This window comes from Parabacteroides sp. 20_3, assembly GCF_964238835.1.
Taxonomy (GTDB): Bacteria; Bacteroidota; Bacteroidia; order Bacteroidales; family Tannerellaceae; genus Parabacteroides; species Parabacteroides distasonis.
The window spans coordinates 244,785-266,933 of sequence record NZ_CAXSNO010000002.1; the positions used below are offsets into that span (position 1 = coordinate 244,785).

Sequence of the window (22,149 nt, forward strand, 5' to 3'; positions counted from 1 at the left end):
TCTGTGTTAAAAATACCCTTCCCGTTTCTTCTGCTCCATACTAGCGTCTTGATCGAAGTCGATCACACGGGTCGTACGCTCGCTCTTCGTCGTGGTCATCATCTCCTCCACGATTTTCTCGATCGTATCCGCCTCGCTCTCCACGGCGCCGGTCAGCGGCCAGCAGCCCAACGTACGGAAACGGACCATACGCATACGGATCTGGTCCCGGTATTGCTCCGGCAAGCGGTCGTCGTCCGCCATGATCAAATTACCGTCGATCTCCACGCACGGACGCTCCTTGGCGAAATACAGGGGAACGATCGGGATATTCTCCAGACGGATATATTGCCAGATATCCAGCTCCGTCCAGTTCGATAGCGGAAATACACGGATGCTCTCGCCCTTATGCACACGGGCGTTATAGATATCCCACAACTCCGGGCGCTGGTTCTTCGGGTCCCATTGATGGAACTTATCGCGGAACGAGAAGATACGTTCTTTCGCACGGCTCTTCTCCTCGTCACGGCGGGCGCCGCCGAAAGCGGCGTCGAACTTATATTTATCCAAGGCATGAAGCAAAGCCTGCGTCTTCATCAAGTCCGTATGCACCTTGCTTCCATGCGTGAACGGGCCCACGCCCGCGTGGAAAGCCTCCATATTAGACTCCACGATCAAGTTCCAGCCGAATTTCTTCGCATAAGAATCACGGAACTCTATCATCTCCTTAAACTTCCATTTCGAATCGATGTGCATCAACGGGAAAGGAACCTTACCCGGAGCGAAAGCCTTCTCGGCCAGACGGACCATCACGGAAGAATCCTTCCCGATGGAATAAAGCATAACAGGATTCTCGAACTCGGCGGCTACCTCACGGATGATGTGGATAGACTCGGCCTCCAGCTCCTGTAAATGACTTAACTTGTAATCAGACATATCTTTTTTCAGTGTTTAATTTCTACTTTCGGTATGATCAACTCCAACAACCGGCTCACGGATTGCTCCACGCTCAATACGGAGGTATCCAAGGACAGGTCCGGACGCTCCGGCGCCTCGAACGGGGCGGAAACCCCGGTAAACTCCTTGATCTCGCCTTTCCGGGCCTTGGCATACAGGCCTTTCACGTCACGGCGTTCGCACTCGGCGAGCGGCGTACTTACGTAAACCTCCAAGAAATCCGCTTTACCGATGATAGCGGACGCCATCTCTCTCAACTCGTTGTTCGGGCTGATAAAAGCCGCTATGGTTATAACACCCGTATCGACAAACAGTTTACCCACCTCGGCGATCCGGCGTATATTCTCCACCCGGTCCTCCGGCGAGAACCCGAGATTATTGTTGATACCACTACGGATATTATCCCCGTCGAGGATGCGGCAAAGCAATCCCCGTTTATGCAACTCACGCTCCAAGGCGATAGCGATCGTGCTTTTCCCCGAGCCACTCAAACCCGTGAACCACACCATCACTCCCCTTTGCCCCAGAAGCGCCTCTTTATCCTCACGACCCAGCATACGGTCGAAAATCGGATAGATATTATTTTCTAAAACTTCCATATCATAGGTATTACAAACACGGAGATCAAGAACGTGATCAAGTTCAAGGGCAGGCCCACCTTCACGAAATCCGTGAACTTATAGCCTCCCACGCCTTGTACGATCAGGTTGGTCTGGTAGCCGATCGGCGTACTGAAACTAGCCGACGCCGCCATACAGATCACGACAAAGAATGGGGTCGGATCAACGCCTAATTGCGTAGCCACCGACAAGGCGATCGGGAAACTCAATGCCGCCGCGGCGTTGTTCGTGATCAACTCCGTAAATATATTGGTAATAATAAATATAATCGCCAGCAACGCATACGGTCCTAAATCGTCGGCCATACTAATTATATGGCGGGCTATCATGGAGGCAAAGCCGGAATTCTCCATGGCCTTGCTGATAGCGAAGGCACAAGCGATCGTTATCAAGATATCCCAAGAGATGTATTTCGTGTATTTCTTCGGCGGGAAGATCTTAGTCCACGCCATGATGATTGTCGTAATGCAGACAAAGAAGAACATATCCAAGCGCATACTTGGAACGGCCTCTTTCACGACTGGCAACTCTCCTACCGTCGCCCCCGTAATCATAAAGATCAACAGTCCTAAAGCCAGCCAACGTTTCTTCCTCGATACCGGCTCCGTTGCCTCATTACCATTCGCCAACATCAAGAAGACACTAGACTCACCCCATGTAGGGATAAAAGAATCGTCCGCCCACAACACCAAGGTATCGCCCTCATGCAACACCACCGTATCCAGATTACGGGTAAAACGCTGTCCGCCGCTTTTCACCTCTTTCACGATCGCCCCGTAATGGCGGGTAAAGTTAAACTCTCCCAAGGTCTTGTTGATACCCGGGAAGCGTGCGCCCAGCACGGCCTCCACCCGGTGGAAATTCCCGGGATTCTCATCCTCCCCGTCTTCGGATACCGTATCCGTCCTCGAGTCCGGAAGCAGTTTATTCGAGAAAGCGAACAAATATAAAATACCGGCGATAGCGATAAAAATACCGACTTTCCCCAGCTCAAACATCGTAAAGCCCTCATATCCCGCCTCCAGAATCATGCCGTGCACCACCAGATTCGTAGAAGTACCGATCAAGGTACATATACCGCCCAATATCGTGACATACGAGAGAGGGATCAAGAATTTCGTGGCCGGAAGCCTCACCGCCTCCGCCCATCGCTTGATGATCGGGGCAAAAATAACCACCACCGGCGTATTATTCAGGAACGCCGACACGAAAGCCACGGGCGGGAGCATCCTCGCCTGCGCCTTGAAGACGGTGGTCTTCCCCTCGGGAAGCAGTTTCTTGATCAATTGGCCTAAAGCCCCGCTCTGCCGCACTCCCTCACTGACAAGGAAGAGCATGGCTACGGTTATCATCCCTTTATTGCTAAAGCCCTCCAGCATCTCCTTGGGAGTAAGAATGCCTACGCAGAGAAAAAACACGACCACTGTCAGAAGAACCATTCCCGGCCGCATCTTATCCCATACCAAGGCTGCGATCATGCCGATCAGGGCCAGCAACACAAACACTATATCAAAATTCATGTATTTACTTTTAAGAGCGCAAAAATAATAAGAATACTCAAGTGCGCACTCCTTTCGCTAACCTATTTTTAGGATTATATGGGATATAGACCAATAATGATTGATTCTGGGCCAACTTATATTCTTACAAGGTAGTCTTCTAAATTTCGTTCATAACCAAATAAACAAGAATGCATTGTACGGCTTGTAGAGACGGAGCATGCTCCGTCTCCCACCGCTGACAATAACTTAAAATACACATCCCCCTCACTTCACGATAAACCACGGATTATGCAAATCTTCCTTGTTATAGCGAAGCGGGGTCTTGCCGTCGATATGATATATGTCGCAACCGGCAGACTTGGCGATGGCGTGGCCGGCGGCGGTATCCCACTCCATCGTCGGGGCGAAACGGGGATAGATATCGGCCGAGCCTTCCGCTACCAGACAAATCTTCAGGCTGCTGCCGCTACTGATCAACGTAACGGGCTTTCCCTGCTTGCGGAGATTATCGATGAAAGCGGTGGTCTCCTCCGTTTGGTGAGACCGGGACGCCACTACCACGACTCCTTGATGCGCCAGCGCCATCGGCAAATGTATCGCCCGCTGCTTCATCTCGTCCATCGAGGGCTGGCTACTGCTATCGATTCCCGTAAACTTATAAGCACCCACAGAGGAGGAGGCGAAATACAACTCCTTCCGGACGGGCACATAAATGACGCCCAACACGGGCACACCCTTCTCCACCAAGGCGATATTCACGGTAAACTCCCCGTTTTTCTTGATAAACTCCTTGGTACCGTCCAGCGGGTCCACGATCCACAGCGTCTCCCATTTGGAGCGCTCCTTGAACGGGATCTCCTTTCCTTCCTCGCTTAAGACCGGAAACGGGGTAACGGACAAAGCGTTTGTTATCAATCGATGGGCCGCCTTATCCGCCTTTGTCAACGGCGAGTTGTCTGCTTTTCTCTCTATCCCGAAGTCTGATTCGGGGTCGTTATAAATATCCATGATCGACTTGCCTGCGTCTACCGCGGCACGGATCGCTATGTAAAGATAATTGGCGTAGCTCATCATCACTTCTCGTTTTATTATTTGTTAATAAGCAAATATATGGAAAAAAAACAAATTAACGCCCTGTCGCCTGTAAATATTCCGTACGTTTGATCAAATAAGCCGTATAATCGCCCGTATATTGGTCACGGCTTTGCTGGAGGAGCGATTGGGCGTCCAGAAGATCGCTCAGCGTTACCGTGCCCGCCTTATAATAGTCCGTATTAAGGCGGACATTCTCCTCGACCGTCGCTATGGACTCCTCCGAGAGCTTGACTTGCTTATAAGACTCCTCCAGCTCGTTCCAAAGCTTCCGCATTTGTACCAACAGAAGCTCATTGGCGTTTTGGCGGGAATACTCGGCCGCCTTCACCTGAAGCTTTTGCTTCCGGATGGCGTGCGAGCCGCCCCACCAATCACTGATCGGAATCGCTACGGTAGCGAAAACCATGCCGAACGGACGGTCCTTATCCAGTAAGTTGTGATACATATACCCGGCTCCGATCCCCACGGTGGGCAAGTATTGCCCAACCTTCAGCTTTTGTTGAAGACGGGCAGCCTCCACGTTCTTCTCCAGCAATTTATAAGAGAGTGTCGTAGGGAGCGCCTCCTCATGGCTCACCCGGTAAAGCTCCGGGGAGGGCACCTCGGCGGGCAGCGTGAAATCGATCTCGAAATCATCTTCCCCGATACCGATATATTGAGCCAGCACCATCTTGGAGAGGCGCAAGCCGTTCTCCACCCGCAGGCGGTCGCTCGCCACGCCGTTCTTTTTCAACTGGACTTGCAGTAGGTCATTACGAGTCGTCACGCCGGCGCCGACCGCTACCTCCACATCCTTATAAAGACTCCCCACCAAGGATTCCACGATCTCGATCGTCCTTAATTTCTCGTGAAGGGAGATCCATTGCCAGTAATACCGCTCCACCGTCAGGGCTACCTCATCCTCGGATTGGCGCATCTGGTAACGGCTCACCTCGAGCGCCAAGTCGGCCAGCTTATTGCCGTTCACGATCTGTCCGCCGGCGAACACGGGCTGGATAGCGGTCACCCCACCCAGCAAGCCGTCATCCATCATCGACAACTCGAGAAGGCCCGGTATCACGCTCATATCCATCATCCCGTGGTTCGCCTTGAATGCCGTTCCCACGGCGCTGACATTCGGGAAGTATTTCGTAAAGGCCTCCTTTTTTCCTTCCCTCGCCCCTTCTACGTCCAAACGGGCGTTCTTCATCTTCGCGTTATTCTCCAAAGCCATTTCCCGGCATTCTTCCAGCGATAATGTCCGCTGGGCGCTCACGGTCCCCACGCATAAGACGAGGGAACCGACGATGCCATATATCCATCTTTTTATCATCTCTTTTTTCCGCATATATTCATTCCTATATTATATCCTAATCCACATCCGTATCATTCATTTATTCCCGAATATCTTCCAATAGAAAACAGGCAGGATGATGACCGCCAAGATCATCGAGAAGACCGTTCCCGAGCAGATCACCACACCCATCGGCATCCAAAGGGAACTGCCGCTGATGATCATGGGAACCACGCCCACGGCCGTTGTAGCCGAGGTCAGGAAGATCGGGAGCATGCGTCGCCGGCCGGCGTCGAAGGCGGCATCCCTCGGGCTATAATGCTTATGAAGCCGCAAGTCTTGCGCATGCTCGAATATCAAGATAGCGTTTCGCACCACGATACCGATCAAGCTGATAACGCCCAAGACGCACGTCAAGCTGAAATCGATATGGAACGCCCACAAGCCCAGCGCCGCCCCGAACAAGGTGAGCAGCAACGAGGACAGGGCCGCCAACGCCAAGCCGATCTTCTTGAAATTGACCAACAGGAAGAAGAAAACAATGATCACGGCGATCGCCAAGCCCTGCATCAGCGGGTTCATCGTCTCGAAATCCAGCTCCTTGGCTCCACCGTACTCGTACGTCACGCCCTCGGGCAAGGTCGGGATAATACGGCTTTCCATGACTCGCTCGATCCGTTTCTGCATAGCGTTCTGGTTGGTCCCCCGGGTTACCTCGGCGAAGACGCTCAAGGTACGCACGCCGTTGCGACGGACGATCTGCCCCTCATTCCAGCCTCCCTCGATCGTGGAGACTTGCCGGAGCGGGACGCTCACGCCGGGGACGATGGTGGGAAGATACTGGTCGCCGACCTTATCGAACGCGTCACCCTCCCCTTTCTTATCGGATCTCAGCTGGATCGGCAAAGCGTAATCGCCTTCCCAGAGGGAGCCAACCGAGAGGCCGTCGTAACGGATCGCCAGATCGGCCGAGGCCATCGCCTTCGTGATCCCGAGGCGGGAGGCTTCCACCGGGTCCAATCGAGCCCGTACGTCGGGCAAGGCCTCCTCGTAATTGGTGTGTACCCAGACCAAGCCGTCCATCTCACGCAACACGGCCATCAAGGAATCCCCAGCCTGCTTCAACCGGGCGATATCGTCTCCCATGAAACGGATCTCTAAAGGAGAGGATACGTTTTGGTAATCCAGTTGCTTAAACTTCACGTAGGCGTCGGGGAAATAATCGGCGTATCGGTCCGTATAATCATCCAACACGCTACGGGTGGCCTCTATCGAGGCGGTGTTGACAATGAACTGGGCGTAATTCTTCCCGGCCAAGTTCGGGGCGTAGGTAGCTTGGAAACGGGGCGAGGAAGTTCCGATAAAGGAGGTGACGGACAGGATGCGCTCATCTTCCGACAACAGTTTATAGAGGCTATCGCTCACGGCGGCGGTACGGTCCAGCGAGGTTCCCTGCGGGAGATAGATCTCGACGGCAAACTGATCCCGGTCGGCTATCGGCATCATACGCTGGCTCAGTTGGGTGATCATTAGGATCGCCAAGGCAACCGTCAAGACGCCCAGACCGATCGTGGTTTTCGGGAAACGGAAAGTCCACGTCAGTGCCCTCGTATAGACGGCCTGTACGGTATCCAGCAGATTGAACCTCTTCTTGCCCGTATTCTCCCGCCCGGACTTCAATCCCTTCTTGATCAAGACCCGCTCCAGCAGCGGGATAAAGACCATCGCCACCGCCAGCGACACCATGAGGGAGATGGAAAGTGTCCAAGGGAAGAAGGTCACGAAATCCAACATCTGCCCCGTCATCGTGAAAAGCAACGGGAAAAAGATCACGCAGATACACAGCGTAGCCAACAAGATCGAGCTGAAATAGTTCTTGGCGCTATAGACGGCGGCGTACCAACGGGAATAGCCCTTGTCCAGATATTCCAGATAGGCGTCTATCACGATGATGGAGTTATCCACGATCATGCCCAATACCACGATCAAGGCGGCCAGCGTCACCGTATTCAGCGGGATGCCGCAAGCGTACATGACACCGATCGAGATAAAGACACTGATCGGGATGGAGGTAGCCGCCACCAATGCCGAGCGGAACGGGAAGAGTACCATCATCACCAAGATCACGACCACGATGGACACGAACAAATCCCGCACGAAGGAACTTACCGAGTCTCCCACCACCTTCGGCTGGTCGGCGATCCGGCGGATCGAGACACTCTCGGGAAGATCCCGCTCGAAAGCGTGCAATACCTCGTCTACCTCCTTTCCGTATCGTACGATATTATGGCCCTCACGCATCTCCATGGAAAGGATGATCGCTTTCTTGCCGTTGTTCGTTATATAGCTATCCGGCTCGGGATATTCCCGCACGATACGGGCCACGTCTTTCAAGCGGATCATATGCCCGTCGGCATCGGCCAGCAGGATCTGCTCGCCTACCTCCCGCTCCGAGGGATAAGTCACGGAAAGGTGGATGGGAATGTCCAAGCCGCCATTCTCCAAGGAGCCGGAGGCGGTGGTAAAGCCTTGGGTGAACAAGGTTGTCATCAGCATACGGGTATCTAGGCCGTAAGCGGCTAGCTTGTCTGGATCCAAGTAGACCGAGATCTGCTCGTTTTGTACCCCGTAACGGCGCAGGTTGGATACGGACTCGATCCGGCGCAGGCGGTCTTCCAGCGTCTCCATGTATCGCTGCAATTCCCGGTAGGTCTTGTCTTCCGATTCCAAGGTGATCAATAAGGCGGAAGTATCGCCGAAATCATCATTCGCGATGACGGCGAGTACGCCCGAGGGCAGTTGCGACTTGAAGTTCTGCAAGCCGAGCTTGATCTTCGACCAGACCTCGTCTTTATTGTTCACGTCGTCGTTCAGCTCCACCATCACGTACACCATTCCATCCCTTGACATGGAGTACGTCTTTTTCTTCTTTACCTCCTTGAAGGTAAACAGGTATCTCTCCAAAGGCTTGGCCAACTGCTCCTCCACCTCTCCGGAAGTCGCCCCGGGGTAAACACCCACGACCACGCCTTGGCGGATGGTGAACTCCGGGAATTCCTGTTTCGGCATGTCCACCAAGCCCCAAATACCCAACCCGACCAGCACGGTAATCACCAGCAACGTGATCTGGTAATGACGCATGGTCCATTCGATCACTCCGTTTTTACGTTCTCTCATAACGCACGCACTCTCATGCCCTCACTGATTTTCTGGTAACCGCCTATCACGACGATATCCCCCTCGTTCAACCCTTCCAGAATAAACAAGCCTTGCTCCGTCAAGTCGCCCGTCCGTACGGGCGTAGCTTTCGCCTCTCCGTCTACGATCTTCCAGACGAAACGCCCCCCGTCGTTCGCTATCAGCACGGCGTTGTTCGGCAAGGCGATAGCCGGCACGGATTCCTCTCCCGACAGGCGTACATCGCAAACCATGCCGGGCAACAAAGCGCCAGACGGGTTCTCCAGCCGGATCTTCGCCTCGTAAGTATGGGAGATAGGGTTGGCCACGATGCCTTTCTCCGTCACTTTCCCCTCAAAACATTGTCCGCCCAGAGCGGCTACCTTTATCATAGCGGCTTGATCGCCGAGCGTGGCGACCTCATTCTCCGGAACGGCGATCTTCACGTTTACCGTCTCTATCCTTAACAAGGAGAAAACCGGTTGCCCGGGCTGCACGTTCTCTCCCGCCTCAACCATGCGCTTGCCGATAACGCCGCCGAACGGGGCATACAGGTTCCGGTCCTCAAGGTTTTTCCTCGAGATTCGCTCCATGGAACGGGCCTGTTCCAATTTGCTCTCCACCTCTACCCATTTCATATCCGGCAGGCTCTTATTCTCGTGCAAGGTTCTCATGCGGGCATAGGCATCCTCCGCTTGTCGCAAGGAAGCGGCCGAGGCATTATAGGCGTTTTCCAGCGTCGCCTTGTCTAACACCGCTAGTAGTTGGCCCTCACGGACCTTCTGCCCCTCGCCCACCAATACTCGCTCTACATTACCCATCACCTGAAAACTAATCGAGGAGGATACGACCTCCTCTACCGTTCCCACGTAATTCCTTGTATCCGCCGGAACGGTCTTCGCTACCTTCACGATCTCCACCGGGATCTCTTTGCTATCCCGTCCCTCTTTTTGACTGCCCGAGCATCCGGACATCACGAACACGACGGATAATAATCCTCCATAAACAATGCCTTTCATCCTTTTCATATCCTATGATTTATTATACCGCGAAGATGATGAGTTTATCCACTCCAAAGAAGTTCCGTTTTGCAACCAAATTGTCCTATTTGACACATTTCAATTGGATTATTCTATTATTTCACTAATTTTATCGCCCAAACAAGAATAAATTATGAACGTAACAGATCTACCTCAAGCTTGTATCTCTCTTATCGAGAACGTACCCGGCATAGACTTTATCGACGAGGATTTCGCCATATTCGATAACATCGACGATATTCCCTCGCTCGACCATCCGATGCGAATAGACGCCGTCGTATTCGCGCTTTGTACGAAAGGCTTCATGCGTATACGGATCAATATGGAGGAATATGTCGTAGGGGAAAACCATCTCGTATTGTCCTTGCCTGATCAGATCATCCAACACGTGGAACGTAGCGAGGACGTGGCCGGGATCTTCATCGTCATCTCCAAGAATTTCATGGAGGAGATCATTCCTCATATACAGAATACCTTGCCGGCGTTCTTCTACATCAAGGAGCATCCGGTCACCGAGTTGAATACCGAGGAGATAGGTTGTATCAAGGAATATCATTCTTTCCTCTGGAAGAAAGTGAAAGCGAAAGGGCATCCTTACCGGAAAGAGATTGCCCAGAGCTTATTGTTGGCGGTATTCCACGAGGTTTACGGCATGTTTAAGAATCATATGCCGATCGAGGTGAAGAAGAGCCGGCAAGAGGAGTTGTTCGCAGCGTTCATACAAACGCTCGCCTTACATCATAAGCAGGAACGATCGGTAGCTTTCTACGCCGGGAAATTATGTGTGACTCCCAAATATTTATCTCTTTTGGTAAAGAACGTCAGCAACCGTACAGCCGGGGAATGGATCGATAATTACGTTGTCTTGGAGGCGAAGGCGTTATTATCCTCCTCCACCCTTTCCATCCAAGAGATATCAGACCGGCTAAACTTCGCCAACCAATCCTTCTTCGGTAAATACTTCAAGCAACACGTCGGGATATCGCCTACGGAGTATCGGAAGAAATGGTAATAATCAGAAAAATAATTATCTTTGTCTCACGACAGAAGTCATTTAATGAAAAGATAAAATGAAACGAACAGAAATTATAGATCAGATAAAAGATATCATGCGCCGGATAGCTCCCACGGCACAAACTATCTTATTCGGTTCGGAAGCACGTGGAGACGCTCGGATTGATAGCGATATCGACTTACTCATCTTGATAGACGGAGAGAAAATGACTTTGGAACGAGAGGAAGAAATTACTTTACCCTTGTATGAGCTGGAACTAAAGACTGGCGTAAATATCAGCCCCATCGTCATGTTAAGAAAACTCTGGGAAAACCGTCCCTTTAAAACTCCTTTCTATATTAATGTTATAAACGAAGGTATTATATTATGAAAGAGATCCTAGATGAAGAAAGTAAGAACGCATTGATTAACTATCGAATCCAACGTGCTTATGAGACATTGAAAGAAGCTCAAGTGATGATGCGTGAGTCTTTCTATAATGCTGCCGTTAATCGCCTCTATTATGCATGCTATTACGCAGCGGTTTCCCTGCTATTAAAATATGACCACCAACCACAAACACATAATGGAGTTAAGACTATGCTTGGATTACATTTTATCTCTACCGGAAAGCTTCCTATAAAAATCGGGAAAATATTCTCGACTTTATTTGAGAAAAGACATAGTGGAGATTATGACGATTTTGTTTATTGTGATAAGGAAATGTTGGATAACTTATATCCGCAAGCCGAATTATTCATTCATACAATCAACCAATTATTGAAAGAAGAATAGTTCCCAAAGAGAACTATCCTCCGATCAACGCAGTTATCCCGCAAGAGGCGAATTGATCGATACACCTTTGCAGGACTGCCTCGGAAGGGGTGGATAGCGGAAGGTGCCCGGGGTTGTAGAGGGTTCCTCGCTTATCGTGCTTACCTTTTCCGATGTCGTGGTACGGGAGGAGATTGACGACTTTGCGTTTCCACGGCAAGGAGGCTAGGAAGGTGGCAGAGCGGAATATATTCTCCTCGTCCGCATTGACGCCCTCGATCAAGGGGACGCGAATGAGGAAGTCTATGCCGGCCTCGGCGATCATCCGAAGATTGGAGAGGATACGCTCGTTCGGGACACCCGTGAAACGACGATGGCTACCGGAATCCATAAGCTTTAAATCCACCAGAAAAAGATCCGTGCGCTCCATTACGCTACGGACGGTATCCGGCGAGGCGAACAAGGTCGTATCCACCGCACGATGGATTCCCAACGCTCCGCAACGATCCAGCAGAGCGATCAAGTCCGACGGACGCGACAACGGCTCTCCCCCGCAGAAGGTAACGCCTCCCTCGGAGCGATCCATAAAGACCGTCTCTTTCTCGATCTCACGCATGACCTCGTCGATAGAATACTCACGGCCGGACATCTCCATCGCCAAAGTGGGACAAACCTCGGCGCATCTACCGCATGTGCGGCACAGAGAGCGATCCGTGACGATGCCCGCTTGCGTCAAGGTCAACGCCCCGACGGGGCAGGCATTCACGCAGGCCCCGCAACCTATGCACTTCTTTCTCGTATACAGCTTCTCCGCCCGGGGCGAGATGCCTTCCGGGTTATGGCACCATACGCAGGCAAGCGGGCATCCTTTCATGAAGATCGTGACACGGATGCCCGGCCCGTCGTTTATAGCGTATCGTTTGATATCGAATAACAGCATGGCTCAGAAAGTCTCTTGCTCCGTACGTGCGATCACGTCCGCTTGCAAATCGGCGTTCATATCGTTGAAATAGTCGCTATAGCCCGCTACACGGACCAGCAGATCCCGGTAGTCCTCCGGACACTTCTGGGCGGCGTAAAGCGTTTCCGTATCCACGATATTAAATTGGATATGATGGCCACCCAAGGCGAAGTAGCTACGGATCAAGGAGGCCAGCTTCGAGATATCCTCCTCCCGCCGGAGCAGGCTGGGCAGGAAGCGTTGGTTCAGCAGCGTGCCGCCGCTCTTCACCTGATCCAGCTTGCCGAGGGACTTGACAACGGCGGACGGCCCGTGGGTATCGGCTCCGTGCGAGGGCGAGGTACCGTCGGAGATGGCACGCCCGGCCAAGCGGCCGTTCGGAGTGGCTCCCATCACCTTGCCGAAGTAGACGTGGCAAGTGGTGGATAACATATTCAAATGGAAACACTCCCCTTTCGTATTCGGCTTGCCCTCGATCGCGTCATATAAATCGTCGAAGACACGGACGGCGATCTGGTCGGCGTACGGATCATCGTTGCCAAAGAAAGGCGTACGGTTCAGGATCATTTGGCGCATCGGTTCATGTCCCTCGAAATTATCCGCCATCGCATCCAACAAGGCTTCCATCGTGAAGGTCTTATCCTCGAAGACGTGTTTCCGCAAAGAGGAAAGGCTATCGGTTATCGTGCCTAATCCGGTACACTGGATATAAGTGGTATTGTAACGAGGCCCGCAATTGTAGTAATCCTTACCCTTCGCGATACAATCATCGATAAACAGGGAGAGGAACGTGGCGGGGGCGTACTTGGCGAACATGCGGTCGATATAGTTGCTGACCCGCACCTTCATGTCCACGAAATAATGGATCTGGCGCATGAACGCCGCATAAAGCTCCTCATACGTCCGGAAACCACGGGGATCGCCGGTCTCCAGACCGACCTTGCGACCGCTTACCGGATCTACGCCGTTATGCAGGGTCACCTCCAATATCTTCGGCACGTTCAGGTAACCGGTCAGCACGTACGCCTCCTTCCCGAAAGCGCCCACCTCGATGCAACCGCTGCAACCTCCCTCGCGGGCATCACGCAGCGACTTGCCTTGCCGCATCAACTCCTGCACGTACACATCCGGGTTGAATACCGACGGGTAGCCATGGCCTTGGCGGATCACCTTGCACCCGGCACGAAGGAAACGCTCCGGCGTACGGGCACTGACGTGGATGGCGCTGCCGGGCTGGAGGATATGCAGCTCCTCGATCGTCTCCAACATGATATAGGAGACCTCGCTTACGCCATCGCTACCGTCCGCCCGGATGCCGCCGATGTTCAGGTTCGTGAAATCGTTATAGGTTCCGCTCTCCTTCGCCGTGATACCCACTTTCGGCGGGGCGGTATGATTGTTTACCTTGATGAAGAAGCAAGACATCAACTCTTTCGCCTCGTCACGGGTCAAGGTTCCGGCGGCGATTTCTTTCTCGTAGAAAGGCGCCAGATGCTGGTCGAAATGACCGGGGTTCATGGCATCCCAACCATTCAGCTCCGTGATCGTACCGAGGTGGACAAACCAGTACATCTGGATCGCTTCCCAATAGGTACGGGGAGCGTGGGCGGGAACCCGGCGGCATACCTCGGCGATCTTCCTCAGCTCGGCGGCACGGCGGGGATCTTTCTCGGTGAGAGACATCTCGTCAGCCAAGTCCGCGTGTCGCTCGGCCAGCAGGATAGCGGCGTCGCAGGAGATAGACATGGCCGTCAGTTCCTCCTGCTTGTCCGTGGCCTCGGGGTCGTTCATGAAATCCAAGGCGCTTAGTTCCCCCTCGATACGTTTCTTCAAGTCCAGCAGGCCATATTGGTAGACCTTGCCGTCCAAAGCGGTATGCCCGGGGGCACGTTGCTCCATGAACTCGGTGAACATACCCACCTCGTACGCCTCTTTCCATTCCTTGGGGACGTGGCTGAAGATGCGTTCCCGCTGGGTACGGCCTTTCCAGTACGGGATCACCTCCCGCTCGTAGGTATCGATATCTTCTTGACTGATGGTGTAACGTTGCAGCTCCCGGGTATTCAATATATGCAAGTCCTCCACGCTATGGCAGGTAAGTTCCGGGAAGGTAGGCACGGCTTTGGGGCGGGGCCCCCGCTCGCCGACGATCAACTCGTCCTCGCCGATATAGATCGTCTTCCGCTTGCAGATCTCAAGGAAGTTCAGGGCACGCAGGATAGGGATCGGATACTTCCCGTAATTCTCCTGATAGAAACGGGTCTCGATCAAGGCCCGCTCGATGGAGAGGGAAGGTTGGGCCTCGAAGGTCTGCCGGCGCAGACGTTTGATACGGTCGTTCATCCCGAAATTGTTCGCTCCTACGGAAGAGACGGTATCATGTACGCATGAATGTGTGTGATGGGTTGTATTCATAAAATTATATGTTTTATCGTAGAGGTAGGATCTATCCGCCCTCATCAAGGTTATTTTTTATTGTTACACAGGACGGGCATCCCCGCCCCCATGAGTTTATATAGGGAGAGTATCTGCTAGAGATAAAACATCAGGCAGTTGAAAAGCATCCGATAGCCTTTGTGTAACATAGCGCTTGTTTCTTTTTGAAGTATGATGGCAAAAATAAGGAAATTATTGATAATATCACAATTCATCAACAGAAAGTAACCGTTTGTCAAAAAAATAACACAGGAACGTAAATAAAGGAATAGCTTTGCTTTGTATTTCCAGATCAAAGGGTTTAAAATTAAAAGAACTTATACCATGCAAAGTACATTCAAGAACCTGCTTTATGTCTTGAGACATTATAAATTAGCGACGGTCACTAATCTTTTAGGACTTAGCTTCGCTTTCCTGTTATTCATGCTAATAAGCATACATGTCGGTCATGAATATAGCTTCGACGCTTCCCTCTTGAACAGGGAAAGGATTTTTCAGTTAGAAAACAAGCGGGATGACGGGATATGGGAGGCTAATTTCGCACGTCCACAACTCGAGCGTTTCATCGCCGCCTCCCCTTATATAGAAGCGGCCGCTATCACAAACAACCTTGTTTACTCCTCCGTACGTTTTGGGATATCAGCCAGTGAAGGACCCGACGCACGGAGCTATATGGAGCAGGTGGAACGGATCACCCCGGGATATACCAAGGTCTTTGGCTTCGAGCTGGTGGCCGGCGATACGGATTGCCTGAAACGTCCGGAAGGGACGCTGATCCCGGAGAGCATGGCCCGGAAACTCTTCGGCGAGGAAAATCCTATCGGGAAGCCGGTTTATCTGTCGGAGTTCGCCGGGGCCGAAGGCTCGATTATATATGGGCTTAGTTTTGAGCCGGCATATATCGTGGGAGGCGTCTTTCGCGATTTCCCGGAAAACACCCGGGTGAAGAATGCCCTGTATATCCCGATCATGGAGAAAGAGATGATGGAAAACTGGCATACCGGCCTTTACTATTGTTATCTGCTGATGTCGACGCCGGAATCCGCCTCTGTCACTACCGAGACCTATATGGCCGATAGCCGGGCTTTCCTGAAAAGTTTCACGATCGAGGATATGCGCCTCCGGCCCTTGTCTGATCTCTATTTCGGCCAGCCGGTCCGAGCGGACGCCGCTCCCATCGGTAATAAGCTACGGACGAATATGTTATTCTTTATCGCCATCCTGATCATAGGTATCGCCTTGGTCAATTATATCAACCTGTCGATAGCCTTGGCGCCGATACGCACCAAGTCGATCACCATCCAGAAAGTGCTGGGAAGCTCGGACGCCACGCTACGGAAGTATCTGGTCTTGGAGTCCTTGGGAATCTCGGTTGTCGCCTTCTTCCTCGCCTTGCTTTTCCTGTTATTTTTGAATAACGTGCAATGGGTCACGAATATGGTGGGGCATCCGTTGGATCTGTATGCCAACTGGAAGATTCCGGCATACACATTCTTCCTTGTCGCAGGCGGCGGTATACTGGCCGGTTTGTATCCCGCTTTCTATATCACCTCGTTTCCTCCTGTCATAGCGCTGAATAAGTCTTTTACCCTTAGCGACCGGGCCAAGAACACTCGCAAGTTACTTATAGGGTTCCAGTTCGTTATCTCGATCACGCTGATTGTCGCAGCGTTGTTCGTCTCCTTGCAAAACAGATATATAGGAAACGTGGACTTGGGATTCAATAAAGAAAACGTACTGGAGGTAAGACTAAGCATGGGGGCGGCCTTGAAAAAGGGCGAATTGTTCAAGGCACGTCTCTTGGAAAGCCCCGCTATCCGTGATGTTTCCTTTAGTGAGTTCAAATTTGTCTCGGACGAATCACGTTCTTTCATCGGGTATAATTACAAAGGCCAACATTATTATATGAGCTGGCTGGGAGTATCCGCCAATTTCCCGGAGCTAATGGAGGTAAAGATGATCGCCGGAAGGAAGTTCCGGCCGACGGATGAGGCGGCAAATAACACGCAGGCTGTTTGCCTCCTTAGCGAGACGGCAGCGAGAGAGATCGCCTCGGGTGTTTCCCCCGAGAAACCGGACGACCTATCGGACTTGGTAGGAACAAGCATCACGGATAATGATATACCGGTACGGATTGTCGGTATCTTTGAGGATGTCCATTATGAATCCCTGTATAAAGAGTTACGCCCGATGGGGCTTTGGACCTCGGCTAAGAATCATTACCGCCGTTCGGTGCCGGAAAGATACGCTTATGTCAAGATCGCCGGCGGAAATCCCCGGACGGCTATCGAGCATATCCGGAAGGTAACGGATGAATTGATCCCGGGTTATCCGGCCGATATCCATTTCTTTGATACGGCGCTGGAGGAGCTTTACAGTAAAAGTGGGCGGCAGGGAACGCTGATTACCGCCCTTTGCCTGATGGCCGTCTTTTTATCCCTCGTGGGAGTATTCGGACTGGTTATCTTTGAGCTACAGGGACGGGAAAAGGAGATAGCCGTGCGGAAAGTACATGGGTCCACGGTCCGGCAGATCCTTTGGATGCTGAACTCGTCTTTCCTCCGGATCACGCTCGTCTGTTTTATTATCTCGATCCCGCTTGCTTATTACGGGGTGAATGTTTGGCTACGAAGCTTCGCTTATAAAACGCCGATCTACGTATGGGTATTTTTAGTGGCTTTGGTAATCATAATGACACTGACCGTATCTACGGTCACTTTCCAGAGCTATCGGGCGGCGATGGCAAATCCGGCGTCTAAATTGGGGCATTAAGGTTCATTACGAAAAAAGGACGGGTAGATTGATCCGTCCTTTTTTACTCATATATTATCTTGTCTCAGGTTTGGTTACCGTTTCCAATAACCTTCCATCTCCTCCAGCGTCTTTCCTTTCGTCTCGGGGACAAATTTCCAGATGAACAACGCCGCCAATATACCCATCACGCCATAGATCCAATAGGCCATACCGTGATTGAACGTATCGGTCAAGTATTGATTCTTATCCAGCATTGGGAATGTCCATGATACCAAGAAGTTGGCAATCCACTGCGCCGCTACGGCGATACTCATCACCGTGGAGCGGATCGAGTTCGGGAAGATCTCGGCCAGCAGCACCCAGCAGACCGGGCCCCACGACATAGCGAATCCCGCCGTATAAACCAGCATGCAGACCAATGATCCCATACCCACCGAACGCGTATAGAAAGTAGTTCCCAAGATCAACATAGATACCGCCATGACGAGCGCCCCGATAATCATCAACGGACGGCGTCCGAACTTATCCACCGTGAAAATAGCCAATACGGTAAACGACAGGTTCACCGCCCCTACCACGATCTGTTGCAAAAGGGCGGCGTCCGTGGCCGCTCCCATCGTCTTGAAGATCTCCGGGGCATAGTAAAGCACCACGTTGATCCCCACGAATTGCTGGAAACCGGAGAGCAACACGCCCACCAAGATGATCAGCACGCCAAACGACCGGATCGGGAACAGCAAGGCGATACAGAAACTAGCCAACAAGGCGATCTCCAACGCATTCGTATTACCTGCCCACGACAACAACCCGTAGCCGGCCAAGAACAGCGCCAGCCAAGTCCCCATAAACCGGAAGTAAGGCTTCATCGACGGAGCTTTCTCCTTGAAACTATTCCGTATATCCTCCAGCTCACGGCCAGCGTCCGCCTGATCCATCAAATGGCTCAAGACGCCCAACGCCTTCTCCGTACGCCCACGCATCACGAGATAACGAGGCGTCTCCGGCACGAACATCAAGAACGAGAGGAACAATACCGCCGGAATAATCTCGGAAGCGAACATCCAACGCCAGCCGATCGTATTCAGCCAAGCGGCATCTCCTTGAAGGGCGATCGTATAATTCACGAAATATACCACCAGCATACCAAAGATAATGGCAAACTGGTTCCATGCCACCAGATTCCCCCGGCGATCGGCCGGAGCCACCTCGGCGATATACATCGGCGATACCATGGAGGCCAGCCCCACACCGATACCTCCCAGAATACGATAAGCCACGAACGCATACATAAACGTATGATCGCCACTTCCGGGCATGCCGATAAACAGCTCCGGCCAAGCCGAGCCGATAGCGGAAAGCAAGAAAAGGATAGCGGCCAGTATCAACGTAGGCTTCCTGCCGTAACGCTGGCTGATCCACCCGGCGAACGAGGCGCCGAGGATACATCCGATCAACGCACTACTTACCACGAAGCCCTCCAAAGCGTTCGCCTGATCCAACGGAAATCCTTGCGGCTCGATGAAAAACTTACGCAAAGATTCCACCGTACCGGAGATCACCGCCGTGTCATACCCGAACAGTAAACCTCCCAAGGTAGCAACCAAGGTTAGAGCGAAAATATAAGTGTTGTTATTTTTCATGGAATAGATTTATAAGTGAAAAACCGAGAATTGAGAGCTGAAAACTAGGGCTTACGCACGATAATTTTCAATTTTCAATTCTCAATTTTCAATTATTTAGATGTGCAGATTTACAATCATCTCGTATAACTCCTGCTTACCGCTGATCTGTTTCGGCTCGCCGTCACGCAAAGCGATCGTACGAAGATCTTCCAGCGTAAGCTTGCCATCCTCGAATGCCTTGCCCTCACCGGCATCGAAACTAGCGTAGCGCTCGGCACGCATCTTGCGGTAATCTGAGTGCTCAAGGATATCGGCGGCGATCATCAAGGCACGGGCGAAAGCGTCCATACCACCGATATGAGCGATGAAGATATCCTCCAAGTCCGTAGAATTACGGCGGGTCTTGGCGTCGAAGTTCGTACCTCCGGTAGTCAAGCCACCTCCCTCAAGGATGACCAGCCAAGCCTGTGCCAGCTCATAGATATCCATCGGGAATTGATCCGTATCCCAACCATTCTGGTAATCGCCACGGTTCGCGTCAATACTGCACAACATGCCGGCATCGGCGGCGGCTTGCAACTCATGCTCGAATGTATGTCCGGCCAAGGTAGCGTGGTTTACCTCGATATTCAAGGCGAAATCCTTGTCCAATCCATAATGGCGAAGGAAACCGATCACGGTCTCCGAATCCACGTCATATTGATGTTTCGTCGGTTCCATCGGTTTCGGCTCGATCAGGAACGTACCCTTGAAACCGTTCTTACGGCCATAATCACGGGCCATCGTCAACATCATGGCTAAATGATCCTTCTCTCGTTTCATGTTCGTGTTCAATAGGCTCATATAACCCTCACGGCCGCCCCAGAATACATAGTTCTCGCCCCCTAAAGCGATACAAGCGTCGATAGCGTTCTTGATCTGCGTGCCGGCGCATGCCACGGTCGGGAAATAAGGGTTCGTAGCGGCGCCGTTCATATAACGCTTATTGCTGAAGACGTTTGCGGTAGACCATAGAAGCTTCTTTCCGGTAGCGGCTTGATGCTCCTTGGCATGTTCCACCATCGTCTGCAAACGTTTCTCGAACTCGCTTAGCGTAGGAGCCTCGTCCACCACGTCCACGTCGTGGAAGCAATAGTAAGGAATATTACATTTGGTCATAAACTCGAAAGCGGCGTCCATCTTGTACTTCGCACGGGTGATAGCGTCCGCACTGTCATTCCAAGGGAATGATTTTGTTCCACCACCAAACTGATCACCTCCCTCAGCACATAAGGTATGCCAATAAGCCATAGCGAAGCGCAAATGATCCTTTAGTGTTTTACCCATAACTACCTTATCCGCGTCATAATAATGAAATGCCAACGGATTTTTTGACTCACGTCCCTCAAACTGAATCTGTCCGATTCCCGGGAAAAATTCTTTCTCTCCTTTAAAGTAACTCATAATAATATATATTAAAAATGTAAATAATTCAGCCGTTAAATAGATTGTTCCAAGCGTTCTTTCCACGTCTCGAACGCCCCGCAATAAGCATTCGCCTTGAAACCGTCCGGCTCGATCACGTTGATCTTCTTCAAGGAAGCGAACGCTTCTTCTGCGTTCTTGTAGATACCGGCGCCAATACCGGCCCCCTTGGCCGCGCCTACCGCACCATTCGTATCATACAGTTCGATCACCGTACCCGTCACGCCCGCCAAGGCATCCCGGAAGATCGGGCTTAAGAACAAGTTCGCGTTCCCCGCACGGATTACCTGAATATCGATCCCCATCTCATTCATGATATCCATACCGTATTTAAAGGCGAACACGATACCTTCTTGCGCCGCCCTAGCCATATGGGCCTTGGTATGTATGTTGAAGTTCAATCCATGAACCGAGCAATCGATCTGCTTATTCTGCAACATACGCTCCGCCCCGTTTCCGAACGGCAAGATCGAAAGGCCGTCGCAGCCGATAGGAACCGTAGCCGCCAAATCATTCAACTCATTATAGTTGATACCTTCCGGCGCTATATTCCGTTTGATCCAAGAATTAAGGATACCGACCCCGTTGATGCACAACAAGACACCCAAGCGGGTCTGCTCCGTCGTATGGTTCACGTGGGCGAACGTATTCACACGGGAAAGCGTATCGTAATTCACCTTGCCGTTCACACCATACACCACTCCGGAAGTCCCGCCGGTAGCCGCTATCTCGCCCGGATTCAATACATTCAATGATAATGCGTTATTCGGTTGGTCGCCCGCACGATAGGTAACCGGCGTACCTTTCTTCAGTCCCAACTCGGCCGCGACCGAGGCGGTAACCTCGCCCTGCAAACCGAACGTCGGACGGATATCGGCAATCAGATCCTTACTGAATCCATAATAATTCATCAAATCCTCCGATAAGGCATTATTCTTGAAGTCCCAGAAAATCCCCTCCGACAAACCGGAAACCGTAGTCACGATATCCCCCGTCAGGCGCATAGCGATGAAATCTCCCGGCAACATGATCTTATGGATACGGTCGTAGATATCCGGCTCGTACTCCTTGATCCAAGCCAGCTTAGAAGCGGTAAAATTACCCGGCGAGTTCAATAGGTGGGAAAGGCATCGCTTCTCGCCTATATTCTTAAACGCACGCTCGCCATAAGGAACAGCACGGCTATCGCACCAGATAATAGATGGACGAAGCACCTCCATCTTCTTGTCCACCACCACCAAGCCATGCATCTGGTACGAGATACCGATCGCCTTGATATCCTCGCCTTTCACCTTCGCCTTGCTCATGGCACCTTTCATAGCGATCTTCACGTACGACCACCAATCCTCCGGATTTTGCTCCGCCCACCCCGGACGCAACGCCTTGATCGGGGCCTCTTCTTTGGGATAAAAATCCGCACCTATTGTTAACCCGGTCTCCTCATCGACGATAGAGACCTTGATGGAAGAACTTCCAATATCACATCCTAACAAACACATAA

At 51.8% G+C, this 22,149-nt stretch carries 16 protein-coding genes; 4 read left to right on the top strand and 12 right to left on the bottom strand.

The window, feature by feature from the left end; translation table 11 throughout:
- Positions 1–6: 6 nt before the first annotated feature.
- From cysD to ACESPU_RS04900, 7 genes are all read right to left on the bottom strand, one after another.
- Positions 7–915, bottom strand: coding sequence for a sulfate adenylyltransferase subunit CysD (gene cysD, locus ACESPU_RS04870; RefSeq protein WP_005857432.1), 909 nt, complete (start codon positions 913–915; stop codon positions 7–9).
- Positions 916–923: 8 nt separating this feature from the next.
- On the bottom strand, positions 924–1,535 hold the full coding sequence (gene cysC, locus ACESPU_RS04875; protein WP_005862790.1) for an adenylyl-sulfate kinase: 612 nt from the start codon (positions 1,533–1,535) through the stop codon (positions 924–926).
- Positions 1,523–3,076, bottom strand: coding sequence for an SLC13 family permease (locus ACESPU_RS04880; protein WP_005862792.1), 1,554 nt, complete (start codon positions 3,074–3,076; stop codon positions 1,523–1,525). Before ACESPU_RS04880 ends, cysC begins: the two co-directional genes overlap by 13 nt.
- Positions 3,077–3,322: 246 nt before the next feature.
- Entirely contained in the window at positions 3,323–4,132 is an 810-nt protein-coding gene (gene cysQ, locus ACESPU_RS04885; RefSeq protein ID WP_036612678.1) for a 3'(2'),5'-bisphosphate nucleotidase CysQ, read from the bottom strand.
- A 52-nt stretch (positions 4,133–4,184) separates the two neighbouring features.
- Positions 4,185–5,480: a TolC family protein gene (locus ACESPU_RS04890; RefSeq protein ID WP_373133171.1), complete on the bottom strand. Its 1,296-nt coding sequence runs from the start codon at positions 5,478–5,480 to the stop codon at positions 4,185–4,187.
- A gap of 42 nt (positions 5,481–5,522) precedes the next feature.
- Complete coding sequence (locus ACESPU_RS04895) at positions 5,523–8,603, bottom strand: efflux RND transporter permease subunit (protein ID WP_373133172.1); 3,081 nt, start codon at positions 8,601–8,603, stop codon at positions 5,523–5,525.
- The gene (locus ACESPU_RS04900) at positions 8,600–9,631 is read right to left on the bottom strand and encodes an efflux RND transporter periplasmic adaptor subunit (RefSeq protein WP_121962091.1); all 1,032 of its coding nucleotides are present in this window, start codon (positions 9,629–9,631) and stop codon (positions 8,600–8,602) included. The genes ACESPU_RS04895 and ACESPU_RS04900 overlap by 4 nt, the downstream gene beginning before the upstream one ends.
- A gap of 145 nt (positions 9,632–9,776) precedes the next feature.
- Between ACESPU_RS04900 and ACESPU_RS04905 the strand changes: the two genes are divergently transcribed.
- Genes ACESPU_RS04905 through ACESPU_RS04915 form a run of 3 tightly spaced genes read left to right on the top strand, consistent with a single transcriptional unit; the run spans position 9,777 to position 11,432 of the window.
- Positions 9,777–10,655 carry an AraC family transcriptional regulator gene (locus ACESPU_RS04905; protein ID WP_122379986.1) on the top strand — a complete coding sequence of 293 codons (879 nt, stop codon included), beginning with the start codon at positions 9,777–9,779 and terminating at the stop codon, positions 10,653–10,655.
- A gap of 58 nt (positions 10,656–10,713) precedes the next feature.
- Positions 10,714–11,028, top strand: a complete 315-nt coding sequence (locus ACESPU_RS04910) for a nucleotidyltransferase domain-containing protein (RefSeq protein WP_005862799.1) — start codon at positions 10,714–10,716, stop codon at positions 11,026–11,028.
- The gene (locus ACESPU_RS04915; protein WP_005862800.1) at positions 11,025–11,432 is read left to right on the top strand and encodes a HEPN domain-containing protein; all 408 of its coding nucleotides are present in this window, start codon (positions 11,025–11,027) and stop codon (positions 11,430–11,432) included. The genes ACESPU_RS04910 and ACESPU_RS04915 overlap by 4 nt, the downstream gene beginning before the upstream one ends.
- Positions 11,433–11,445: 13 nt before the next feature.
- On the opposite strand, the gene ACESPU_RS04920 is transcribed toward ACESPU_RS04915, so the two are convergent.
- Positions 11,446–12,351 carry a glycyl-radical enzyme activating protein gene (locus ACESPU_RS04920; RefSeq protein ID WP_158532539.1) on the bottom strand — a complete coding sequence of 302 codons (906 nt, stop codon included), beginning with the start codon at positions 12,349–12,351 and terminating at the stop codon, positions 11,446–11,448.
- Between the two features lie 3 nt (positions 12,352–12,354).
- Entirely contained in the window at positions 12,355–14,787 is a 2,433-nt protein-coding gene (gene hypD / locus ACESPU_RS04925; protein ID WP_195284002.1) for a trans-4-hydroxy-L-proline dehydratase, read from the bottom strand.
- A gap of 345 nt (positions 14,788–15,132) precedes the next feature.
- Here hypD and ACESPU_RS04930 point away from each other — a divergent pair, with 345 nt between their 5' ends.
- Complete coding sequence (locus tag ACESPU_RS04930) at positions 15,133–17,580, top strand: ABC transporter permease (RefSeq protein WP_373133173.1); 2,448 nt, start codon at positions 15,133–15,135, stop codon at positions 17,578–17,580.
- Positions 17,581–17,654: 74 nt separating this feature from the next.
- Here the strand turns inward: ACESPU_RS04930 and xylE are convergent, their stop codons facing one another.
- From xylE to ACESPU_RS04945, 3 genes are all read right to left on the bottom strand, one after another.
- Positions 17,655–19,202 carry a D-xylose transporter XylE gene (gene xylE, locus ACESPU_RS04935; protein WP_008779755.1) on the bottom strand — a complete coding sequence of 516 codons (1,548 nt, stop codon included), beginning with the start codon at positions 19,200–19,202 and terminating at the stop codon, positions 17,655–17,657.
- Positions 19,203–19,298: 96 nt separating this feature from the next.
- A complete protein-coding gene (gene xylA, locus ACESPU_RS04940; protein ID WP_008779754.1) occupies positions 19,299–20,627 on the bottom strand; it encodes a xylose isomerase in 1,329 nt (442 codons plus the stop codon).
- A gap of 35 nt (positions 20,628–20,662) precedes the next feature.
- Entirely contained in the window at positions 20,663–22,147 is a 1,485-nt protein-coding gene (locus ACESPU_RS04945; RefSeq protein WP_005862812.1) for a xylulokinase, read from the bottom strand.
- Between the last annotated feature and the right edge of the window lie 2 nt (positions 22,148–22,149).

What these genes read in the sequence shown, in the direction of transcription:
- cysD (WP_005857432.1), bottom strand. Translation starts at nt 915, where the DNA reads ATGTCTGATTACAAGTTAAGTCATTTACAGGAGCTGGAGGCCGAGTCT.
- cysC (WP_005862790.1), bottom strand. Translation starts at nt 1,535, where the DNA reads ATGGAAGTTTTAGAAAATAATATCTATCCGATTTTCGACCGTATGCTG.
- ACESPU_RS04880 (WP_005862792.1), bottom strand. Translation starts at nt 3,076, where the DNA reads ATGAATTTTGATATAGTGTTTGTGTTGCTGGCCCTGATCGGCATGATC.
- cysQ (WP_036612678.1), bottom strand. Translation starts at nt 4,132, where the DNA reads ATGATGAGCTACGCCAATTATCTTTACATAGCGATCCGTGCCGCGGTA.
- ACESPU_RS04890 (WP_373133171.1), bottom strand. Translation starts at nt 5,480, where the DNA reads ATGCGGAAAAAAGAGATGATAAAAAGATGGATATATGGCATCGTCGGT.
- ACESPU_RS04895 (WP_373133172.1), bottom strand. Translation starts at nt 8,603, where the DNA reads ATGAGAGAACGTAAAAACGGAGTGATCGAATGGACCATGCGTCATTAC.
- ACESPU_RS04900 (WP_121962091.1), bottom strand. Translation starts at nt 9,631, where the DNA reads ATGAAAAGGATGAAAGGCATTGTTTATGGAGGATTATTATCCGTCGTG.
- ACESPU_RS04905 (WP_122379986.1), top strand. Translation starts at nt 9,777, where the DNA reads ATGAACGTAACAGATCTACCTCAAGCTTGTATCTCTCTTATCGAGAAC.
- ACESPU_RS04910 (WP_005862799.1), top strand. Translation starts at nt 10,714, where the DNA reads ATGAAACGAACAGAAATTATAGATCAGATAAAAGATATCATGCGCCGG.
- ACESPU_RS04915 (WP_005862800.1), top strand. Translation starts at nt 11,025, where the DNA reads ATGAAAGAGATCCTAGATGAAGAAAGTAAGAACGCATTGATTAACTAT.
- ACESPU_RS04920 (WP_158532539.1), bottom strand. Translation starts at nt 12,351, where the DNA reads ATGCTGTTATTCGATATCAAACGATACGCTATAAACGACGGGCCGGGC.
- hypD (WP_195284002.1), bottom strand. Translation starts at nt 14,787, where the DNA reads ATGAATACAACCCATCACACACATTCATGCGTACATGATACCGTCTCT.
- ACESPU_RS04930 (WP_373133173.1), top strand. Translation starts at nt 15,133, where the DNA reads ATGCAAAGTACATTCAAGAACCTGCTTTATGTCTTGAGACATTATAAA.
- xylE (WP_008779755.1), bottom strand. Translation starts at nt 19,202, where the DNA reads ATGAAAAATAACAACACTTATATTTTCGCTCTAACCTTGGTTGCTACC.
- xylA (WP_008779754.1), bottom strand. Translation starts at nt 20,627, where the DNA reads ATGAGTTACTTTAAAGGAGAGAAAGAATTTTTCCCGGGAATCGGACAG.
- ACESPU_RS04945 (WP_005862812.1), bottom strand. Translation starts at nt 22,147, where the DNA reads ATGTGTTTGTTAGGATGTGATATTGGAAGTTCTTCCATCAAGGTCTCT.